Source organism: Streptomyces sp. NPDC004111, from assembly GCF_042874215.1.
Taxonomy (GTDB): Bacteria; Actinomycetota; Actinomycetes; order Streptomycetales; family Streptomycetaceae; genus Streptomyces.
In genome coordinates, this window is record NZ_JBIAMU010000009.1 from 91031 (window position 1) to 112073 (window position 21043).

Consider the following 21043-nt stretch of genomic DNA (forward strand, 5'->3'; position numbering starts at 1 on the left):
GAGCCCCCTTGGGCGGCGGGGCCGCCCCCCGGGGGCGGAACGGGCGGGCAAGGGGGCGGCCCCCGGCGGAGCCGAACCCTCCAGCCCCGCCCGGCCCCCGCCCCGTACCCCCCACTCCACCCACTCCACCCCCTCCGCCTACTCCACCTCCACCACCGCCTGAGCGAACTGCGCCGCATACAGCCGCGCATACGCCCCACCCGCCGCCAGCAACTCCTCGTGCGTCCCCTGCTCCACGATCGACCCGCTCTCCATCACCAGAATCACGTCCGCGTCGCGGATCGTCGACAGCCGGTGGGCGATCACGAACGACGTCCGCCCGTGCGCGAGCCGCGCCATCGCCTTCTGGATCAGCACCTCGGTCCGCGTGTCCACCGAGCTCGTCGCCTCGTCGAGGATCAGGATCACCGGGTCCGACAGGAACGCGCGGGCGATCGTGATCAGCTGCTTCTCGCCCGCGCTGACCCCCGTCCCGTCGTCGTCGATGACCGTGTCGTACCCCTCGGGCAGCGTCCGCACGAAGCGGTCGGCGTGCGCGGCGCGGGCCGCGGCCTCGACCTGCTCCCGCGTCACCTCCCCGCTCGCCCCGTACGCGATGTTGTCGGCGATCGTGCCCCCGAACAGCCAGGTGTCCTGGAGCACCATCCCCACCCCGGCCCGCAGCTCCTCGCGCGACATCTTCGCGATGTCCGCCCCGTCCACGGTGATGCGGCCACCGGTCACCTCGTAGAACCGCATCAGCAGGTTGACCAGCGTGGTCTTGCCGGCGCCGGTCGGGCCGACGATGGCGACCGTCTGGGCGGGGGAGACCCGCAGCGACAGGTCCTCGATGAGGGGCTTGTCCTCCTCGTAGCGGAAGGAGACGCTTTCGAACTCCACCGCGCCGCGCGGCACGTCGGGGTCCGTCACCGGCAGCTCCGCCGTCGCCGCGTCGGGCTCCTGCTCGTCGGCGTCCAGCAGCTCGAAGACCCGCTCCGCGGAGGCGACCGCCGACTGGACCAGGTTGGCCATCGACGCGATCTGCGTGAGCGGCATCGAGAACTGCCGCGAGTACTGGATGAAGGCCTGCACGTCACCGATGGACAGGCTGCCGGAGGCCACCCGCAGCCCGCCGACGACCGCCACCAGCACGTAGTTGAGGTTGGAGACGCACATCATCAGCGGCTGCATGATCCCGCTGTTGAACTGCGCCCGGAAGCCGGCCTCGTAGAGCTTGTCGTTCTGCTCCTTGAAGGCCGCCGCCGACTCGTCCTGCCGGCCGAAGACCTTCACCAGCGAGTGGCCGGTGTACATCTCCTCGATGTGCGCGTTGAGCGTGCCCGTGGTTTTCCACTGCTGCACGAACTGCGGCTGCGAGCGCTTGCCGACCTTCGCCGCCACCACCGCCGCCAGCGGCACCGTGACCAGCGCGACCACCGCGAGCAGCGGCGAGATCCAGAACATGATGACCAGCACGCCCACCACGGTGAGCACCGAGTTGATGAGCTGGCCCATCGTCTGCTGCATCGTCTGGCCGATGTTGTCGATGTCGTTGGTGGTGCGCGAGAGCACCTCACCGCGCTTGGCCCGGTCGAAGTACGACAGCGGGAGGCGGGAGAGCTTCGCCTGCACGTCCTGGCGCATCCGGTACACCGTCCGGTTGACCGCCAGGTTCACCATCCGCGTCGAGACGAGCATCAGCAGCCCGGCGCCGACGTACACCGCGAGCACGATCAGCAGGACGCGGCCGACCGCCCCGAAGTCGATGCCCTGACCGGGGGTGAAGTCGACCCCGGTGAGCATGTCCGCGAAACCGTTGTCGCCCTTGTTCCGCAGGCCCTCGATGACCTGCTCCTTGGTGGCTCCCGCGGGCATCTGGCGGCCGACTATCCCGCCGAACAGCAGGTCCGTCGCCGAGCCGAGGATCTTCGGGCCGATCACCGACAGCCCGACGCTGAAGACGAGTGCCACGAACAGAACCCACAGCGCCGCCTTCTCCGGTGCGAGTTGCCGCACCAGCCGCTTCGCCGACTCCTTGAAGTGCGCGGACTTCTCGGTCGGCGGTCCCATCATGCGTCCAGCGGGCCCGCTCATGCGGCCTCAGCCTCCGTCAGCTGGGAGAGCACGATCTCCCGGTAGGTCTCATTGGTGTCCATCAGCTCGTGGTGCCGTCCGGTGCCCACGACCCGGCCCTCGTCGAGCACGACGATCCGGTCGGCGTCCCGGATGGTCGACACCCGCTGGGCGACGATCAGCACCGTCGCCTCGGCCGTCTCCCGGCCCAGCGCGGCGCGCAGGGCCGCGTCGGTGGCGTAGTCCAGCGCGGAGAACGAGTCGTCGAAGAGGTAGATCTCCGGGCGCTGCACCAGCGTCCGCGCGATCGACAGACGCTGCCGCTGACCGCCGGACACGTTCGTGCCGCCCTGCGAGATCGGGGCGTCGAGCCCGCCCTCCAGACGCTCCACGAAGTCCTTGGCCTGCGCGGTCTCCAGGGCGTGCCACAGCTCCTCGTCGGTGGCGTCCGGATTGCCGTAGCGCAGATTGGTGGCGACCGTTCCGGAGAAGAGGTACGGCTTCTGCGGGACGAGCGACACGGTCCTGGCGAGCAGCGCCGGATCCAGGGTCCGTACGTCCACCCCGTCGACCAGCACCTCGCCGCCGGTCGCGTCGAACAGCCGGGGCACCAGCCCCAGCAGCGTCGACTTGCCGCTGCCGGTCGAGCCGATGATCGCGGTGGTCTCGCCCGGCCTGGCCTCGATCCGGATGTTCCTGAGCACCGACTCCTCGGCGCCCGGGTAGCTGAACTCGACGTCCCGCAGCTCCAGCTGGCCGTGCCTGCGCAGCTCGGTGACCGGGGCGAGCGGCGGCACCACGCTGGAGCGCGTACCGAGGACCTCCTCGATGCGCTCCGCACACACCTCGGCGCGCGGCACCATCATGAACATGAAGGTGGCCATCATCACGGACATCACGATCTGCATCAGGTACGCGAGGAACGCGGTCAGCGCACCGATCTCCATGCCGCCGCTGTCGATCCGGTGGGCACCGAACCAGACCACCGCGACGCTGGAGACGTTCACCACCGTCATCACGATGGGGAACATCAGCGCCATCAGCCGGCCGGTGGCCAGCGACACCTCGGTGAGGTCCTCGTTGGACTTCCTGAAGCGGGACTTCTCGTAGTCGTCCTTGACGAACGCCCGGATGACCCGGTTGCCGGTGATCTGCTCGCGCAGCACCCGGTTCACGTTGTCCAGCCGCTCCTGCATCGACCGGAACAGCGGACGCATCTTCCGCACGATCAGCGAGACGGCGATGCCGAGCACCGGCACCACCGCGAGCAGCACCGCCGACAGCGGAACGTCCTGCCCGAGCGCCATCACGATGCCGCCGACGCACATGATGGGCGCGGCGACCACCAGCGTGAAGCTCATCAGGACCAGCATCTGCACCTGCTGGACGTCGTTGGTCGTCCGGGTGATCAGCGACGGGGCCCCGAACTGCCCGACCTCGCGCGCGGAGAAGCTCTGCACCCGCTCGAAGACCGCGGCCCGGATGTCCCGCCCGAGGGCGGCGGCGGTCCTGGCCCCGTAGAAGACGGCGCCTATGTTGCAGACCACCTGGACGAGGCTCACACCGATCATGAGCGCGCCGAACGTCAGGATGTATCCGGTGTCCCCCTTGACGACACCGTTGTCGATGATGTCGGCGTTGAGGGTGGGCAGATAGAGGGAGGCGCTGGTCTGCAGCAGTTGCAGCAGCACCAGCAGCACCATGGGTTTCTTGTACGGGCCGAGGTGGGCCCGCAGAAGCTTGAGAAGCACGCGCTGTCTTTCGTCGGGCGGCGGCGGAAGCCCCCGGGGACGCGGATGTCCCCAAGGACAGGGATCGGCCCCCATCCTCCGCCAACCACCGCTCCCGCGCCCAAGGGATTAACCCAAACCCAGGTCAAGACCGGCCCAGCTGCGGCCCTAGTGGACCGGACCGAAAGCCTCCGGGTGGATCTGGTCGCGGGCCGCCGTGTACTGCTGCCGCAGCGCCTTGCCGACGGGCAGTTCCTCGCCCGGCTCCAGCACCTGTGCCACCGCTCCCTGCCAGGCCGGCGGGGTGTGCGGGGCGAGGGTGCCCTGCGCGACCCCGAGCGCCCACGCCGCCTGCCGGGCCGCGCCCAGTGCCGCGTACTGCGCGGGCTGGGGCACGACCACCTGGGTGCCGAGCAGCATCGGCGCCATCGCCTGCACGGCCGCGAGTTCGGCCGCCGCCCCCAGCAGGAACACCCGCCGCACCTGCACACCGCGGCCCCGCAGCACGTCCAGGGCGTCTGCCAGCGAGCAGAGCATCCCCTCGAAGGCCGCCCTCGCCAGGTGCTCCGGCTTCATCGACTCCCGGCGCAGCCCGCACAGCGTGCCCGCGGTGTGCGGCAGCCACGGGGTGCGCTCGCCCTCCAGGTACGGCAGCAGGACGAGACCGGAGGCGCCCGGGGTGGACTTGAGCGCCAGCGCGGACAGTTCCTCCAGGCTCTCCACGCCGAGCATCTCGGCGGTGCCCCGCAGCGCCCGTACGGCGTTGGACGTGTGCACGACGGGCAGGTGCATACCGGTCGCGTCGGCGAACGAGGTGATCATCCCGCTGGAGTCGGCAAGCGCCTCGTGGTGCACCGCCATCACCGAGCCCGAGGCGCCCAGCGAGACCACCGCGTCACCGACCCCGACGCCGAGCCCGAAGGCGGCGGCCATGGTCTCGCCGGTCCCGGCCGAGATCAGCAGCCCCTCCGGGGTGGTCCCCGCGGTGTCCGACGGGCCGAGCACCTCCGGCAGCGCGGCCCGGTGGCCCAGCGCCAGCTCCACCAGGTCGGGCCGGTAGGTGCCGGTGGCCGCCGACCAGTACCCGGTGGCCGAGGCGGCTCCCCGGTCGGTGGTGCGGTGCGCGGGGCGGCCCAGCAACTGCCACACCAGCCAGTCGTGCGGCTGCATCACCATGGCGATCTGCTGCGCGTTCTGCGGCTCGTGGCGCCTGAGCCAGGCCAGCTTCGCCAGCGGCAGCGGCGCCGTGGGCACCGTCCCGACGGCCTCGGCCCACGCCTGCTTGCCGCCGAACGCCTCCACCAGGTCGGCGGCGGCGACCTGGGCCCGCTTGTCGTTGCCGAGCATGGCCGCCCGCACCGGGTTGCCCGCCGGGTCCAGGGGGACCAGACAGTGCTGCTGGGCGGCCACCCCGATCGCCTGGACGTCGTCCAGCACCCCGTCCGCCGCGGCCTCGCCGAGCGAGAGCAGCCAGGCCTGCGGATCGGCCTCGGTGGCCTTCTCCTCGATCGGATGAGGGGCGTACCCCTCGCGCAGTACCGCGCCCGTGTCGGTATCGCAGACGACGACGTGTGTGAAACCGGAGGAACTGTCCAACCCCGCGACTATGCCCATGGACACGATTCTGCCGCACTCCGCCGGGGCGGAACGCGGCAGCCGTGACTGTGGGGGCCGGGCCGGCGAGGGCCCGTCGGGGGGCGTCAGGTGTTGCTGGTTCCCCAGTCGTCCTCGCCGCTCTGCCCGCGCTCCCTGAGCGACCGCACCCGCTGGGCCACCGAGTCGGGCACCCGGCCGCCGACCTTGTCGCCCACCTTGTCGGTGACCGCGTGCATCGCCTTGCCGGCGAACTCGCGACCGCTCTGCGCCGCCGACTCCGCGGTGTTCCGCACGGCCGGGTTCTGCGAGATCCGCCGGGCGGACTTCCTGATCTGCTCGTACCGCTCGCGCCCGGCCCGGGTGCCGAGCACGTATCCGAGGGCCAGTCCGGCGACGAACGTGAGCCGGTAGCGCATGGCTGCCACCCTTCTCCTGCAACGGTGTCGGTGTGCGATCCGCCTACCCGTCCTGCCCGCAGATCATCCCGGGGCATACCGATTGGCGGAGCACCCCCCTGCTTGCGCTAATGTATGTCTCGCAGCGACCGCACGCCCCCGGGGAGACCGGGTGGGGGTGCATTCGATGCAACGCAGCAATCCCCTGTAGCTCAATTGGCAGAGCAGCCGGCTGTTAACCGGCAGGTTACTGGTTCGAGTCCAGTCGGGGGAGCGCGGTCCCCTGTAGCTCAATTGGCAGAGCATTCGGCTGTTAACCGGAGGGTTACTGGTTCGAGTCCAGTCGGGGGAGCAGAAAAAAGGAGGGCCTCTTCGGGGGCCCTCCTTTTTGCTCCGCGGGGCGTTCCGCTTCGCCACTTTGGTGTGGTGTGCGGCACGTTCGGGAACCGTCCGGGCAGCACTGCGGTCCTCATGGTCATGCGTTGCCGACCATCCGAGGCAGGAGATCGTATGACCGGCTATGCTGCGGCAGACGGCGCGCACATTTGTACGCGCCACGCCGAGTGGGGGCGGTAGCTCAGCCGGTTAGAGCAGCGGACTCATAATCCGTCGGCCGTGGGTTCGAGTCCCACCCGCCCCACTTCGGCAAGCTACGCAGAAACGTTCTGACCTGGGTGCAGGCCAGAACGAGACGCTCGTGGCAGGCCCCTCCGCGCAGCGGTACGCGGCCCTCATCGAGGACCGGGCGCCGTACGGGCCGGACTCAGCGGATCTGGTCCGGGGTGACCGTCAGCCAGTTCCGGTCGGCCGTGACCTTCTGGCCCAGTTCCTTCTGGCGCTCGGCGCCCGCCGTCTTCATCGCCTCCAGCTCCTTGAGGTAGCTGTCCTTGCGGTTGACCCACACGCGCACCCCGCCGTGCTCCACATCGGTCGAGCGGAACAGCATCGGGCCGTCGCTCTTCGGGGTGTCACCGGCCGCCAGCACGGGCTTCTGCCACGGGTCGATGTAGGTGCTGATCGCGGCGGGCTTGCCCTCGTACCAGGTGGCCGGGGCCCACAGGGTCGGGGTCAGTTCGCGCTCCGCGAGCCCGCGCGGGTCGTAGCGGCCCGCCGCGATCTCCTTGCGGGCGCTGGTGACGTCGCCCGTGCGGCGGTCCTTCAGGAGGGCGGAGACGCCCAGCACGTTCTCCGGCTTCACCCCGTAGCCGTAACGGGGGTCGGCCACCACCATCCGGACCAGGTCCTCGCTCGCCGCGCTCACCACGTACACCTCGATGCCGTGCGCGGTGAGGGTGCGGTAGAGCTCCTGCATGCCGGTGGAGAGCTGCGGCGGCTTCGCGCCGCCGGGCAGCGGGCCCCGGTGCGCGAGGAGTTCGTCGACGTACCCCTTGAGCTGTTTGAGGGTGAAGCCGGAGAAGATCTGCGCGGCCCACGGGTAGGAGACCTGGTCGTCGATCTCGCAGAGCCTGGCGTAGTACTCGGTGAGGGTCTCCCGGTGGTCCGCGGTGTCCTTGAAGGGGACGACCTTCAGCGACGGGTCCATGGTGTCGCGGGTCAGGACGCCCTTCTGCTCCAGGAAGGGCAGCAGGGACTCCTCCAGGTCGTTGCGGTACGTGGTGTTGTCCGCGTCGAAGACCGCGTACGCGCCCTTGTGCTGGTGGGCGGTGATGGTCCGGGCGAGCTGCTCGGCCACGGGCGCGGGCCAGTGGCCCAGTTCGGCCGCGACCGCGCGCTGTTCGCGCGGTGTGCTGTCCGCGGCCGTCGCCGCGGTGTCCGGCCACAGGGCGGTGGCGGCGACGACGGCGCAGGTGAGCGCTCCCACCGTGCCGAGCAGGACGGACTTCGTGCGCATCGGGCGTACCGGGTGACTGTTCACGGCGCGCAAGCGTAGGACGACCTGCGGGAATTGCCCATGAGCGAACTCATGGAGTGGGGCTGCGGAGCCGGGGTAGCCCTGAGGGCCCGGCGTGGCGGTACCGGCCCGTTCGGCGTCCGCACGACTCTTTTCGGCGGGTTCCCGCCGGGTCTAGGCTGGTCGCGCCACGCGGTACCCGGCATGTGACGTCTGCCGAGGGAGCGTGCGACGACATGGGGGCCTTGTCATGGTCGTTCTGATGGGTGTGGTGCTGGTCGTCCTTTTCGCGATGGGGTTCTCGCAGCCCGTGTGGTGGCTGATCGGGGGCGTCGTGCTCTACGCCTTCCTCCGCTACGGGAACGGAATCCGCCACGTCTCCGGTCCCGGGGGCTACGAGGAGTACCGCATGCGGCGCGAGCAGCGGGACAAGTGGGACCGGCGCTACCGGCGGCAGCACCGGGGACAGCGGATCACACCGGACCGGCCGGTCGACCGCTGAGCACCGGCGCGGTGCCGGACACCGGCCGGCCGCTGGACGGAGCCGTGGCCGGCGTCCGGGCCCGCGCGGGGCACCGGGGCGGTTTCGGATCTTCGTTTGGTTTATGAGACAACTGAACTGACTATTCCGGTTCTGCGCGGCTCGGGGCCCGGTGGTCGGTCCGGCTGTCTGCGTTGAAAGGTGAACTCCATGGTCCTCTCCCTCCTCCGGCGTGCGCGGGCGAAGGCCGGTTCGGCAGGCGGGGGCGGCGGGCTGGTGCTGCCGGTGCCCCGGGGCGCGGGCACGGTCGGCTGCGAGGTGGTGGACCCCGTCGGGCAGAAGCTCGGCGGCGCGGAGATCACGGTCACCGCGAAGGCCGACGGTCGCGTCGTCGCCAAGGGCACCACGGACCTCTTCGGCCTGTTCACCGCGGCGCTGCCGGCCGGTGAGTACGGGCTGCTGATGACCGCCGAGGGGATGAGCCCCGCCAGCTGGACCTTCTACATCGAGGCGGGCGAGGCGCTGTCCATGGGCCGCGTCGAGATGGAGGTGGCGCAGCAGCTGGAGCCGCCGTCCCCCGGCATGTGGACGATCGACCCGCCGCACACCGCGATCCGCTTCATCGCCAAGCACGTCGGCATGGCCAATGTGCACGGCCGGTTCCAGAAGTTCGAGGGCGGCGTCCGCGTCGCGGAGAACCCGGAGGACTCGGAGGTACGGGTACGGATCGAGGCGGCCAGCCTCACCACCGGCAACAAGACGCGCGACGCGCACCTGTGCTCGGCGGACTTCCTGGACGTGGAGAACTACCCGTACATCGACTTCGTGAGCGAGCGGTTCGTCTACCGGGGCGGCAACGCCTGGTCCGTCCAGGGTGCGCTGACCCTGCACGGGGTGAGCCGCTCGGTGGCGCTGGAGACGTCGTACCTCGGCGCGGTCAACGGCGGGTACGGGGAGGAACTGCGGTGCGCGGCCCGCGCGAGGGCCGAACTGCACCGCGAGGACTACACGTTGAACTGGCGGAACATGCTGGCCCGGGGCATCGCCATCGTGGGGCCCACGGTCCGCCTGGAGATGGACGTGCAGACGATGTTCCAGGGCCCGGACACCCCGACGCCGCCGGAGTAGGCGCGGGGGAGGGCGGGGGACGGGGGCGCCGGGAATCCCCCCCGGAGCCCCGTCACCCCGAGAGACCCGGGCCGGCCGGGGTCAGTCCAGTTGGCCGCGGAGCCATTCCACCACCGCTCCCACATGCGCCGCCGCCGCACTGCGGGCCGCCTCCGGGTCGCGGGCGGCCAGGGCGTCGTAGATGCGCCGGTGCTCCTCGCGGGACTGGACGAAGGCGCCCACCTCCTGGTGGCCCCGGCGGACCCTGGCGCGGAAGGTGCGGGACGACAGGCCCTCCACGATCGCGGCGAGCGCCTCGTTCCCGGCGGCCTGGGTGACGGTGCGGTGGAAGGCCATGTCCGCCGCGAGGAACTCCTCCGGGTCGTCGGTGCCGTTCATGGCCTCCAACCGCGTCCGCAGGTCCGCCAGTTGGTCCTCGTCGATGCGGGCCGCCGCCAGCGCCGCCGCGGAGGACTCCAGGATGCGCCGTACTTCGAGGAACTCCAGCAGCCGCGACGTAGGTGAAATTTCAGCCACTACGCCGAAGGTGTCGAGGAGGTCCACCGCCTCCAAATTGGTGACGTAGACGCCCGATCCGTGCCGGGATTCCAGGATTCCGAGCACCGTGAGGGCCCGGATCGCCTCCCGCATCGAGCTGCGCGATATGCCCAGCCGGACGGCCAAATCCCGCTCTGTGGGGAGGCGTTGGCCAGAGGTGAGCTGGCCACCTGTGATCATTGACTTGATCGCCTCGATCGCGCGGTGGGTCACCGTCCCCTTGGCGGGGGCGAGTTCGGCTTCGCGCGCGGAGTTGCTCTCGGGGCTGCTCATCGCCATGGGGTCCCTCCGGGCGTGGTCGATTGAGCCGAGTCTAGCCGGGCGTCAAGGGCGAGTCATCGGACCAATCTGGTCACTTTCTTGGGAAAAACGGCCCTGAGGGGTGTTGAAGGCCCCGAGAGGTCTGATAAATATTCTGCGCGGCCTGATGGGGATCACCGGACGGACGACTTCTCACCAACAGGCCTGCGTTCACGGACCTTTGGCTGTGGAGCTCCGTCTGGGCACCTCGCGCGACACCTCCCGGCGGAGCTCTCCGGGTGGCCTCGCGGGGGACCCCGTCCGGCATCCCCCAAGCATTCCGTTTCGACGAGGAGCCGTCAGATGACCGGCAGGACAGCGGGTAGCAGGGCGAAGGTACGTGCGATGGGCTTGGTGGCCCTCGCGGCGGGCGCCTCCCTGGCACTCACCGCGTGCGGCAGCACCAAGGACGGGGCCTCGGGTGCGGCCGGCGGGGAGGGCAAGGTCGGGGTGATCCTGCCCCTGCTGACCTCGCCGTTCTGGCAGTCGTACAACGACTACGTGCCGAAGAAGGCCAAGGAGGAGGGCGTCGAGGCACTGAAGACGGTCAACTCCAACAGCGACCCGGCGCAGCAGATCACCGACATCAACAACCAGCTCAACCAGGGCGTGAAGGGCCTCGTGGTCGCCCCTCTCGACAGCGCCGCGATAGCCGCCGGCCTCGACCAGGCCGAGCGCAAGGGCGTGCCGGTCGTCGCCGTCGACGTGGCCCCCGAAAAGGGCAAGGTCGCCATGATCGTGCGCGCGAACAACATCGCGTACGGCCAGAAGGCCTGCGACTTCCTGGGCTCGAAGGTCAAGTCCGGCAAGGTCGTCCAGATCATGGGCGACCTCGCCTCGGTGAACGGCCGCGAGCGCTCCCAGGCGTTCCGCGAGTGCGCCAAGAAGAAGTACCCGGACCTGAAGGTCCTGGAGATCCCCGCGAAGTGGGAGTCGGACACGGCGGCCTCCAAGCTGGACACGCTGCTCAACTCCAACCCCGACATCAAGGGCATCTACATGCAGGCCGGCGGCGTCTACCTCGCCCCCACCCTGCAGACCCTGAAGAGCAAGAACCTGCTCAAGCCGGCCGGTGACCCCAAGCACATCGCGATCGTCTCCAACGACGGCATCAAGCTGGAGCTGGACGCCATCCGCAAGGGCGACATCGACGCGACGGTCTCCCAGCCCGCCGACACCTACGCCAAGTACGGCATGTACTACGTGAAGAAGGCGATGGCCGGCGAGACCTTCAAGGTCGGCCCCACCGACCACGGCTCCAACATCATCAAGCACCCCAACGGTCTGCTGGAGGACCAGCTGCCCGCGCCGCTGGTCACCAAGGAGAACGTGGACGACCCCAAGCTCTGGGGCAACTCCTCCAAGTGAACGCCGTGACCCGAACCGACGCCTCGGCGCGACCGCTGGTCGAGGCGTCCGGGATCACCAAGCGGTACGGTCCCACGACCGCGCTCCAGGACGGCCGGCTGACCGTGCTGCCGGGAGAATCGCACGCCCTGGTGGGACGCAACGGGGCGGGCAAGTCGACCCTGGTCACCGTGCTCACCGGGCTCCAGGCCCCCGACTCGGGGACGGTCCGCTTCGACGGCGAGCCGGCCCCCGCGCTGGCGGACCGGGACGCCTGGCGGCGCAAGGTCGCCTGCGTGTACCAGAAGCCGACCGTCGTGCCCGAACTGTCGGTCGCCGAGAACCTGTTCATCCACCGGCAGCCCACCGGCTTCGGCGGAATGATCAACTGGAAGAAGCTGCGGTCCGACGCCGCGGAACTGCTCGACACCTGGGACGTGCGCGTCGACCCCGACGCGCGCACCGCCGACCTCAAGGTCGAGGACCGGCAGATGGTGGAGATCGCGCGGGCACTGTCCTTCGGGGCACGGTTCATCGTCCTCGACGAGCCGACCGCCCAGCTCGACAACAAGGAGATCGAGCGCCTCTTCGCCCGCATGCGGGCGTTGCAGGAGTCCGGGGTGACCTTCCTGTTCATCTCGCACCACCTCCAGGAGGTGTACGAGGTCTGCCAGGCGGTCACCGTGCTGCGCGACGCCCGCTGGATCACCACCGCACCGGTCTCCGAACTGCCGCGCGCCGCCCTGGTCGAGGCCATGGCGGGCGAGGCGGTCACCGCTGGCGAGAGCGCCGCCAGGGCCCAGGTGCCCACCGACGCGCCGATCCGGCTGGAAGTGACGGGGCTGTCCTCGGCCACGTACCACGACATCGGTCTCACGGTGCGCGAGGGCGAGGTCGTCGGCCTCGCCGGCACCAGCGGCAGCGGCAAGATCGAACTGGCCGAGACGCTGGCCGGACTGTACGAACCCGAGCAGGGCACCGCCTGGCTCGACGGCCGCAGGCTGCCCTTCGGCGACGTGCCCGCGGCCCTCAAGGCGGGCGTCGGCTGCGTTCCGCGCGACCGGCACGACCAGGGCCTGGTCTCCGGCATGAGCATCGGCGACAACGCCACGATGAGCGTGCTCGGCAGCCTCGGCTCGTACGGCTTCGTCGGTACGGAGAAGAAGCGCACGGTCGGCGAGGAGCTGATCCGGCGCCTCGACATCCACGCCGAGGGCCCGCACCAGCCCGTCTCCGACCTGTCCGGCGGCAACGCCCAGAAGGTCGTGATGGCGCGGGCGCTGGCCTCCGACCCACGGCTCCTCGTCCTCATCAACCCGACCGCGGGCGTGGACGTGAAGTCCAAGGAATCACTGCTCGCGCGCATGGACAACGCGCGCGAGGACGGCACGGCGGTACTCGTCGTGTCCGACGAGATCGACGATCTGCGGCGCTGCGACCGGGTCCTGGTGCTCTTCCACGGGCGCGTCGTCGCCGATCATGCGGCCGGCTGGAACGACCACGAGCTGATCGCATCCATTGAAGGAGTAGACCGTGGCTGAGACGACAGCCCCGCAGGCCGCGGGCCCCCGGCTCGACAAGCAGAGCCCCGGCGCCGCTGCTTCGCACCGCAAGAAGTCCCTGCTGCTCAGCAGAGCCCGCGAACTCGCCCTCGTGCCCGCGCTGGTGGTGCTCGTGGTGGTCGGAGCGATCACCAACGACACCTTCTTCACCCAGGGCAACATCATCTCCATCCTGGGAGCCTCCGCGGCACTCGCCATGGTGGTGCTGGCCGAGGCGCTGGTGCTGATCACCGGCAAGTTCGACCTGTCGCTGGAGTCCGTGGTCGGCATCGCGCCCGCGGTGGGCGCACTGCTGGTGCTGCCCGCGCTCCAGGCCGGGTTCGGCACCGAACTGCCCATCGGGGTCGGCCTGCTGGCGATGCTGCTGGTGGGCGCGCTGATCGGCGCCTGCAACGGGCTGCTCGTCGTCAAGCTCAAGCTGAACGCGTTCATCGTGACGCTGGCGATGCTGATCGTGCTGCGCGGCCTGCTGGTCGGCGCGACCGAGGGCAAGACGCTGTTCGGCATGCCGGACGCCTTCTTCGCCCTGGCCACCTCCACGTTCCTCGGGATACCCCTGTCCGTGTGGGTCGCGGCCGTCTCCTTCGGCATCGCCGGGCTGGTACTGAAGTACCACCGGGTGGGCCGGGCGCTGTACGCGATCGGCGGCAACCCGGCGGCGGCCCGCGCGGCCGGCATCCGGGTCGACCGGGTGATGCTCGGGGTGTTCGTCACCGCGGGTGTGCTCGCGGCGCTCGGCGGTCTCATGCAGACCGGCTACGTCGGGGCGATCAACGCCAACCAGGGCCAGAACATGATCTTCACCGTGTTCGCGGCGGCCGTCATCGGCGGCATCAGCCTGGACGGCGGCAAGGGCAGCATGTTCGGGGCACTGACCGGTGTGCTGCTGCTGGGCGTGGTGAAGAACCTGCTGACGCTGGCGCAGGTGCCCTCGTTCTGGATCGACGCGATCTACGGGGCGATCATCCTGATCGCGCTCATGATCGCCCGTGTGACCACCGGCCGGGCGCAGGACTGAGGTCCGCTCCGGCTGCCGACCGGGTCCCGCCTTCCGGCCGGGTCCGCTTCCCGCGGGAGTCCGGCTCCCGCGCGGGCCCCGCTCACGGCGGGGGCCCGTCACCTGGCGGGGGTCCCGCTCCTGGCGGGGATCCGCCGCGCGGGGTGGTTCCCCACCCCGCCCCTTCCCGAAACCGGGGCGCTGCCCCGGACTCCGAACCCCCGGGCCTCCCCGGGCCCGCGGCGCGGTTTCGCGTGCCCCGACGGGGCGCCGCCCCGGGCCCGCCCGTTCGTTGTGGCCCCTCGCGCCACGCGGCGGAGCCGCACCTCGCGACAGCCCCGCGCCCCTGGGGGCGCACCCCATCCGTACCGGCAATGAAAGTGGTGTCAACGGACATGAAATTTCAGCGACTTGGTGATGCGGGGAGCGAGCGGCCCGCGCTGCTCGGTGGCGACGGGCAGGTCTACGACCTGGCCCCGGTCACGGGCGACATCGACGGGGCCTTTCTCTCCGGCGGTGGCGTGGAGCGGGCACGGGCCGCCTACGACGCGGGGGAGCTGCCCCTGCTCGAAGGGGCCGCCCGGATGCGGGTGGGGGCGCCCGTCGCCCGGCCCGGCAAGGTGGTCTGCATCGGCCTCAACTACCGGGACCACGCACAGGAGACCGGGGCCGCCATCCCGCCCCGCCCCGTGGTGTTCATGAAGGACCCCGGCACCGTCGTCGGCCCGTACGACGAGGTGCTCGTCCCGCGCGGCTCCACCCGCACCGACTGGGAGGTGGAGCTCGGCGTCGTCATCGGCAGCCGGGCCCGCTACCTGGACGGACCCGTCGAGGCGCTCGCCTGCATCGGCGGGTACGCGGTCAGCCACGACGTCTCCGAGCGCGAGTTCCAGCTCGACTTCTCCTCGCAGTGGGACCTCGGCAAGTCCTGCGAGACCTTCAACCCCTTCGGCCCCTGGCTCGTCACCGCCGACGAGATCGCCGACCCGCAGGACCTGCGGCTGCGGCTCGACGTCAACGGCGAACGCCGGCAGGACGGCCACACCAAGGACATGATCTTCCAGGTCGCCGAGATCATCGCCTACCTGAGCCGCCACATGGTCCTCGAACCCGGTGACGTCATCAACACGGGAACCCCGGCCGGCGTCGCCCTGGGTCTGCCCGGAAACCCCTATCTGCGTGCCGGTGACACCGTGGAGCTGTCCATCGACGGCCTCGGCAGTCAGCGCCAGACCTTCGCCCAGGCGTGAAAGGCCCAGTCACGTGACCACCACCGCGAGAAGTACCGCCACGCCCGCCACGGGCGCGGTCATCACCGACGTCGTCACCCACGACATCCGCTTCCCCACCTCGCGCGAGCTCGACGGCTCGGACGCGATGAACCCCGACCCCGACTACTCGGCCGCCTACCTCGTGCTGCGCACCGACGCCGGGGACGGCATCGAGGGGCACGGCTTCACCTTCACCATCGGCCGTGGCAACGATGTCCAGGTCGCCGCCATCGACGCCCTGAAGCCGCACCTGCTAGGCCGCTCGGTCGACGAACTCGCCGCCGATCCCGGCACGTTGGGTCGCGCCCTGACCGGGGACAGCCAACTGCGCTGGCTCGGGCCCGAGAAGGGCGTGATGCACATGGCGATCGGGGCGGTGGTCAACGCCGCCTGGGACCTCGCCGCCAAGCGCGCGGGCCTGCCGCTGTGGAAGTTCCTCGCCGACGCGGAGCCCGAGTGGCTGGTCGAACAGGTCGACTTCCGCTACATCGCCGACGCCCTCACCCCCGCCGAGGCACTGGAACTGCTGCGCGCCGGACGCGTCGGGGCGGCCGGCCGCGAGGCCGTGCTGCGCGAGCGCGGCTACCCCGGCTACACCACCTCGCCGGGCTGGCTCGGCTACTCCGACGAGAAGCTGACCCGGCTCGCCCGGCAGGCCGTCGCCGACGGCTTCACCCAGATCAAGCTGAAGGTGGGCGCCGATCTGGCCGACGACGTACGCCGGATGAGGGCCGCCCGCGCGGCTGTCGGGCCGGACATCCGCATCGCCATCGACGCCAACCAGCGCTGGAACGTCGGAGAGGCCATCGAGTGGACGAGGGCGCTGGCCGCCTTCGACCCGTACTGGATCGAGGAGCCCACCAGCCCCGACGACATCCTCGGCCACGCCACCGTGCGCGCCGCCGTCGGCCCGGACATCAAGGTCGCCACCGGCGAGCACGTGCAGAACCGCATCGTCTTCAAGCAGCTCCTCCAGGCCGGTGCCGTGGACGTCGTGCAGATCGACGCGGCCCGGGTCGGCGGCGTCTCCGAGAACCTGGCGATCCTGCTGCTGGCCGCGAAGTTCGGCGTGCCGGTCTGCCCGCACGCGGGCGGCGTCGGACTGTGCGAACTGGTCCAGCACCTGTCGATGTTCGACTTCGTGGCGCTCAGCGGCACCACCGAGGACCGCGTCATCGAGTACGTCGACCACCTGCACGACCACTTCGAGACCCCGGTGGTGATGCGCGACGGGCACTACACCGCCCCCACCGCCCCCGGTTTCTCGGCCACCATGCACCCCGGCTCGATCGCCGAGTACCGCTACCCCGACGGCCGGTTCTGGACCGCCGACCGTGCGCGCGGCGCAGCCGACATCCCCGAGGAGGCAGTCGTATGAGTGAACTGGCCGGACTGAAGGCCCTGGTCACGGGCGGTGCCTCCGGCATCGGCCTGGCCACCGCCGAACTCCTCGCCCGGCGCGGCGCCCGGGTCGCCGTACTGGACCTCGACCCGTCGGGAGCCGGCGAGCCCCTGCTCGGGTTCACGGCGGACGTCTGCGACGACGCCTCGGTACGGGCGGGCGTCGCCGCCGCCGTGGCCGCCCTCGGCGGTCTCGACATCCTCGTCAACAACGCGGGCATCGGCGCGGCCGGCACCGTCGAGGACAACGACGACGCGCAGTGGCACCGGGTGCTGGACGTCAACGTCCTCGGCATGGTCCGGGTGACCCGGGCCGCCCTGCCCGCGCTGCGCGACTCCGCGCACGCGGCGATCGTCAACACCTGCTCCATCGCCGCCACCGCCGGGCTGCCGCAGCGCGCCCTCTACAGCGCCAGCAAGGGCGCCGTCCTGTCGCTGACGCTGGCGATGGCCGCCGACCACGTCCGCGAGGGCATCCGCGTCAACTGCGTCAACCCGGGCACCGCCGACACCCCGTGGGTCGGCCGGCTCCTCGACGCCGCCGCCGACCCCGACGCCGAGCGCGCCGCGCTCAACGCCCGCCAGCCGATGGGCCGGCTGGTCAGCGCCTTTGAAGTGGCCGCCGCCATCGCCTACCTGGCGAGCCCGGCCGCCGCCTCGGTCACCGGCACCTCGCTGGCCGTGGACGGCGGCATGCAGGGCCTGCGGCTGCGCCCGGAGGGGCAGTAGTGGGCGGCGGGCAGGGCGCCCACGACGGCGCCGCCCGAGCCGCGGGCCGCACCGGCCCCGACGTCCCCGGCCGCGCCGCACGGCCCGCGGGCCGCACCGGCATCGCCGCAACGGACCGCGCTCCGGTCGGCGGCGTGTCCGTCAGCAGGCTGGGCTTCGGGGCCGCCACCCTGGGCAACCTCTTCGCCCCCGTCACCGACGAGGACGCGCACGCCGCCGTCGAGACCGCCTGGGACCGCGGCGTCCGCTACTTCGACACCGCACCCCACTACGGCCTCGGGCTGTCCGAGCGCCGGCTCGGCGAGGCGCTGCGCGCGCACCCCCGCGACTCCTACACCCTGTCCACGAAGGTCGGCCGGATCCTCGAACCGGCCGACACCGGCGGCACGGACACCGGCTTCGCGGTCCCCGCGACGCACCGCCGGGTCTGGGACTTCAGCGCGGACGGCGTACGCCGCTCCCTCGAAGCCAGCCTGGAGAGGCTCGGCCTCGACCGGGTCGACGTGGTCTACCTCCACGACGCCGACGAATGCGGCGACGGCGGCACGCAGGCACTGCGCGAGGCGTACCCGGCGCTGGAGCGGCTGCGCGCCGAGGGCGTCGTCGGCGCCATCGGCGCCGGTATGAACCAGGTGCCGCCGCTGGAGCGGTACCTGCGCGAGACCGACGCCGACGTGGTGCTGTGCGCCGGCCGGCTGAGCCTGCTCGACCAGCGCGCCGCGCACTCGCTGCTCCCGGAGGCGGCACGGCGGGGCCGGGCCGTGGTCGTCGGCGGGGTCTTCAACTCCGGCCTGCTCGCCGACCCGCAGCCCGGCGCCACCTTCGACTACCGGGCCGCCTCCGTCGACCTGCTCGGCCGCGCCCTGCGGATCAAGGCGGTCGCCGAGGGCCACGGAGTCCCGCTGCGGGCCGCGGCCCTGCACTTCCCCTTCCGGTACGAGGCCGTGGCGAGCGTGCTCGTCGGCATGCGGACCGCGGCCGAGGCGGCGGACGCCGCGGCCATGCTCGACGTGGCGGTCCCCGACGAACTGTGGGACGAGCTGCGCGCCGAGGGCCTGCTCGGGGAAGCGGACGGGTGAGCGCCGGGGAGCCGGCACCGCCCCGGCTGGTGGACGCGCACCACCACGTCTGGGACCTGTCGGTACGCGACCAGGACTGGATCACCGGCCCCCGGCTCGCCCCGCTGCGGCGCGACTTCCTCGTCGGCGAACTGGAGGCGGAGGCCGCGGCGGCGGGCGTGAGCGCCTCCGTGCTCGTCCAGACGGTCACCGTCGCCGAGGAGACCCCGGAGTTCCTGGCCCTGGCCCGGGCGCACCCGCTGATCGCCGGGGTCGTCGGCTGGAGCGACCTGACGGCGCCGGACGTCGCCGACCGGCTGGCCGCGCTGGGGGACCTGCCCGGCGGTTCGCACCTGGTCGGCATCCGCCACCAGGTGCAGGGCGAGCGCGACCCGCGGTGGCTGCTGCGGCCCGACGTGCACCGGGGGCTGTCGGCGGTCGCCGGGGCGGGCCTGGTCTACGACCTGGTGATCACCCCCGAGCAGCTCCCGGCCGCGGCCGAGGCCGCCGCCGCGCACCCCGGACTCACCTTCGTGCTGGACCACTTGGGCAAGCCGCCGATCGCCGCCGGCACCCTGGAACCCTGGGCCGCCGCGGTCCGCGGGCTGGCCGCCCTGCCGAACACGGTCTGCAAGCTGTCCGGGATGGTCGTCGAGGCGGACTGGCGGCGCTGGGCGGTGACGGACCTGCGCCCGTACGCGCAGACCGTGCTCGACGCCTTCGGGCCGGGGCGGCTGATGTACGGCTCGGACTGGCCGGTGTGCCGGCTGGCGTCGTCGTACGAGGAGGTGCTGGCAGTGGCCCGCTATCTGATGGCCGGACTGTCGCCGCACGAGCGCGCGGAGGTCTTCGGGGGAGTGGCGGACCGGGTGTACGGCCTGCGACGGGACTGAGGTGCGGGGCCGGGCAGGTGGGGCGGGGCCGTACGGCAGCTCGGCCCGACCGGCCCGGCGCTACAGCGGGGACTGCCAGGTCACCGTGGTTCCGGCGCCCTTCCGGTGGGGCGCCCCCGGGCCGAAGCCGCTGCCGTCCTCGCCCTCCACCACCCCGTCGTCCCACACCGTCAGCCGCACGCCGGGCCGCTCCTCGCTGAGTACGGCCGTCGCGTCGACCCGTACTTTCACCGACGTGACCCCGGCCCGGCGGTGCGCCGCCGCCAGTGCCCCGCGCAGGGCGGCCACCAGCTGCTTGTCCACCGGGGGGCCGACCAGCGCGTCCACCGCGCCCTCGAACTGCACCGAGGGTGTCAGGCCCAGGAGCGTCGCCGCGCCCGCCGTCTCCCGCAGCACCTTGCCGCGCACCGTCGTCGGCGCGTCCGCGGGCGGCTGCTGGAGGGCGAAGATCGCGGTCCGCACCTCCTGGATCGTCGAGTCCAGCTCGTCGACCGCCCGGCCGAGCAGTTCGTCCATCCCCTCGGCCGCCGCGGACCCGGCGGCCTGTGCCCTGCGCCGGGTCGACTCCAGCATCATCTCCGTCGCGAACAGCCGCTGCACCACCAGGTCGTGCAGGTCCCGCGCGATCCGGTCGCGGTCCTCGAACACGGCGAGCCGCTCCCGCGCGTCGCGGCTGTCGGCCAGCACCATCGCCAGCGCCGCGTGCGACGCGAACTGCGAGGCCAGCAGCCGTTCCACCCCGGTGTACGGGGTGGCCCCGCGCCGCCGGGGCAGGGCCAGCGTGCCGATGAGCTTGCCGCCGCTCTGCAACGGCAGCAGCATGCTCGGCCCGAACCGCACCCGCACCACCGTCGTCATCCGCGGATCGGTCGCCGAGTCGTCCACGAACACCGGCTCCCCGCCCAGGAGCTGCTCCAGCACGTCGCTGCCGGGGGCGATCGAGATGCCGAGGAAGTCGGCCGCGTCGTCCTCGGGGCCGGTGGCCGCGGTGACGATCTCCATGCCGCCGGACTCCATCGGCTGGAGGATGATCCCGGCCGCCGCGCGCGCCAGCGACCTGGCCTTCTCGGCGACCGTCAGCAGCGGATCGCACGCCGCCTGGCCGTGCAGCAGGGCGGTGGTGACGGCGGCGGCGCCCTCGATCCAGTGCTCCCGCAGCCGCGCCGTCTCGTACAGCCGGGCGTTGCCGATGGCGATGCCGGCCTGCGCGGCGAGCACCCGCAGCAGTTCCAGGTCGTCCGGGGTGAAGGGGGTGCCGTCGCGCTTGTCCGTCAGATAGAGGTTGCCGAAGACCTTGCGGTCCACCCGGACGGGGACCCCCACGAAGGAGCTCATGGGGGGATGGCCGGGCGGCATCCCCGCCGACCTGATGTCCGCGTCGATCCTCGGCACGAGCAGCGGGCGCTGCTCCTGGACCAGGATGCCGAGCAGCCCGCTGTGCCCGTCGGGCAGCCTGCCGATCCGCTTCCTGGTCTCCTCGTCGATGCCCGCGGTGTACAGCTCCGTGATCCTGGTGTGCTCGGCGTCGATCACGCCCAGCGCCCCGTACCGGGCACCGGTCAGTTCGATCGCCGAGTCCACGATGTGCTGGAGGGTGACCCGCAGCTCCAGGTCCGTGCCGACGCTGATGACGGCGTCGAGCAGCAGGGGAAGGCCGGGGGAGGTGTGTCCCTCGTCGTGCATCGGCTCTCGGAGTCCTTCCGCGGTGTGTGCC

The 21043-nt window shown here is 71.6% G+C and carries 17 protein-coding genes and 3 tRNA genes; 13 read left to right on the forward strand and 7 right to left on the reverse strand.

Features of this window, described 5'->3' with window-relative positions; translation table 11 throughout:
- Positions 1 to 138: 138 nt before the first annotated feature.
- The 4 genes from ACFYVL_RS18985 to ACFYVL_RS19000 all read right to left on the reverse strand — a co-directional run bounded on the left by ACFYVL_RS18985 (position 139) and on the right by ACFYVL_RS19000 (position 5794).
- Positions 139 to 2073, reverse strand: a complete 1935-nt coding sequence (locus tag ACFYVL_RS18985) for an ABC transporter ATP-binding protein (RefSeq protein ID WP_389246123.1) — start codon at positions 2071 to 2073, stop codon at positions 139 to 141.
- Entirely contained in the window at positions 2070 to 3803 is a 1734-nt protein-coding gene (locus ACFYVL_RS18990) for an ABC transporter ATP-binding protein (RefSeq protein ID WP_389246124.1), read from the reverse strand. The genes ACFYVL_RS18985 and ACFYVL_RS18990 overlap by 4 nt, the downstream gene beginning before the upstream one ends.
- Positions 3804 to 3950: 147 nt before the next feature.
- Complete coding sequence (locus ACFYVL_RS18995; protein WP_389246126.1) at positions 3951 to 5396, reverse strand: FGGY family carbohydrate kinase; 1446 nt, start codon at positions 5394 to 5396, stop codon at positions 3951 to 3953.
- A gap of 86 nt (positions 5397 to 5482) precedes the next feature.
- A complete protein-coding gene (locus ACFYVL_RS19000) occupies positions 5483 to 5794 on the reverse strand; it encodes a YtxH domain-containing protein (protein WP_389246128.1) in 312 nt (103 codons plus the stop codon).
- Between the two features lie 180 nt (positions 5795 to 5974).
- Between ACFYVL_RS19000 and ACFYVL_RS19005 the strand changes: the two genes are divergently transcribed.
- From ACFYVL_RS19005 to ACFYVL_RS19015, 3 genes are all read left to right on the forward strand, one after another.
- Positions 5975 to 6047, forward strand: a tRNA-Asn gene (locus ACFYVL_RS19005).
- Positions 6048 to 6052: 5 nt separating this feature from the next.
- Positions 6053 to 6125: transfer RNA gene (locus ACFYVL_RS19010), tRNA-Asn, on the forward strand.
- A 214-nt stretch (positions 6126 to 6339) separates the two neighbouring features.
- A tRNA-Ile gene (locus ACFYVL_RS19015) sits at positions 6340 to 6413 on the forward strand.
- A gap of 123 nt (positions 6414 to 6536) precedes the next feature.
- Here ACFYVL_RS19015 and ACFYVL_RS19020 read toward each other — a convergent pair.
- A complete protein-coding gene (locus ACFYVL_RS19020) occupies positions 6537 to 7649 on the reverse strand; it encodes a haloacid dehalogenase-like hydrolase (protein WP_389246130.1) in 1113 nt (370 codons plus the stop codon).
- A 226-nt stretch (positions 7650 to 7875) separates the two neighbouring features.
- On the opposite strand from ACFYVL_RS19020, the gene ACFYVL_RS19025 reads away from it, so the two are divergent.
- Entirely contained in the window at positions 7876 to 8127 is a 252-nt protein-coding gene (locus ACFYVL_RS19025; protein ID WP_389246132.1) for a hypothetical protein, read from the forward strand.
- A gap of 189 nt (positions 8128 to 8316) precedes the next feature.
- The gene (locus ACFYVL_RS19030) at positions 8317 to 9234 is read left to right on the forward strand and encodes a YceI family protein (protein ID WP_389246133.1); all 918 of its coding nucleotides are present in this window, start codon (positions 8317 to 8319) and stop codon (positions 9232 to 9234) included.
- 81 nt (positions 9235 to 9315) lie between these two features.
- Here the strand turns inward: ACFYVL_RS19030 and ACFYVL_RS19035 are convergent, their stop codons facing one another.
- The gene (locus tag ACFYVL_RS19035; RefSeq protein ID WP_389246135.1) at positions 9316 to 10044 is read right to left on the reverse strand and encodes a FadR/GntR family transcriptional regulator; all 729 of its coding nucleotides are present in this window, start codon (positions 10042 to 10044) and stop codon (positions 9316 to 9318) included.
- A 330-nt stretch (positions 10045 to 10374) separates the two neighbouring features.
- On the opposite strand from ACFYVL_RS19035, the gene ACFYVL_RS19040 reads away from it, so the two are divergent.
- The 8 genes from ACFYVL_RS19040 (at position 10375) to ACFYVL_RS19075 (ending at position 19329) form a co-directional block, all read left to right on the forward strand.
- Positions 10375 to 11439, forward strand: a complete 1065-nt coding sequence (locus ACFYVL_RS19040; RefSeq protein ID WP_389246137.1) for a sugar ABC transporter substrate-binding protein — start codon at positions 10375 to 10377, stop codon at positions 11437 to 11439.
- 5 nt (positions 11440 to 11444) lie between these two features.
- Positions 11445 to 12959, forward strand: coding sequence for a sugar ABC transporter ATP-binding protein (locus tag ACFYVL_RS19045; protein WP_389246139.1), 1515 nt, complete (start codon positions 11445 to 11447; stop codon positions 12957 to 12959).
- Positions 12952 to 13998, forward strand: a complete 1047-nt coding sequence (locus tag ACFYVL_RS19050) for an ABC transporter permease (protein WP_389246140.1) — start codon at positions 12952 to 12954, stop codon at positions 13996 to 13998. The genes ACFYVL_RS19045 and ACFYVL_RS19050 overlap by 8 nt, the downstream gene beginning before the upstream one ends.
- Before the next feature lie 374 nt (positions 13999 to 14372).
- Positions 14373 to 15227 (forward strand): fumarylacetoacetate hydrolase family protein, encoded by an 855-nt coding sequence (locus ACFYVL_RS19055; protein ID WP_389246142.1) that lies wholly within the window; start codon positions 14373 to 14375, stop codon positions 15225 to 15227.
- A 13-nt stretch (positions 15228 to 15240) separates the two neighbouring features.
- Positions 15241 to 16626 (forward strand): enolase C-terminal domain-like protein, encoded by a 1386-nt coding sequence (locus ACFYVL_RS19060; protein ID WP_389246144.1) that lies wholly within the window; start codon positions 15241 to 15243, stop codon positions 16624 to 16626.
- A complete protein-coding gene (locus ACFYVL_RS19065; protein WP_389246146.1) occupies positions 16623 to 17378 on the forward strand; it encodes an SDR family NAD(P)-dependent oxidoreductase in 756 nt (251 codons plus the stop codon). The genes ACFYVL_RS19060 and ACFYVL_RS19065 overlap by 4 nt, the downstream gene beginning before the upstream one ends.
- A gap of 101 nt (positions 17379 to 17479) precedes the next feature.
- A complete protein-coding gene (locus tag ACFYVL_RS19070; protein WP_389246566.1) occupies positions 17480 to 18457 on the forward strand; it encodes an aldo/keto reductase in 978 nt (325 codons plus the stop codon).
- Positions 18454 to 19329 (forward strand): amidohydrolase family protein, encoded by an 876-nt coding sequence (locus tag ACFYVL_RS19075; protein WP_389246148.1) that lies wholly within the window; start codon positions 18454 to 18456, stop codon positions 19327 to 19329. The genes ACFYVL_RS19070 and ACFYVL_RS19075 overlap by 4 nt, the downstream gene beginning before the upstream one ends.
- Before the next feature lie 60 nt (positions 19330 to 19389).
- Here the strand turns inward: ACFYVL_RS19075 and ACFYVL_RS19080 are convergent, their stop codons facing one another.
- Complete coding sequence (locus tag ACFYVL_RS19080; protein WP_389246150.1) at positions 19390 to 21012, reverse strand: GAF domain-containing protein; 1623 nt, start codon at positions 21010 to 21012, stop codon at positions 19390 to 19392.
- Positions 21013 to 21043: the final 31 nt, after the last annotated feature.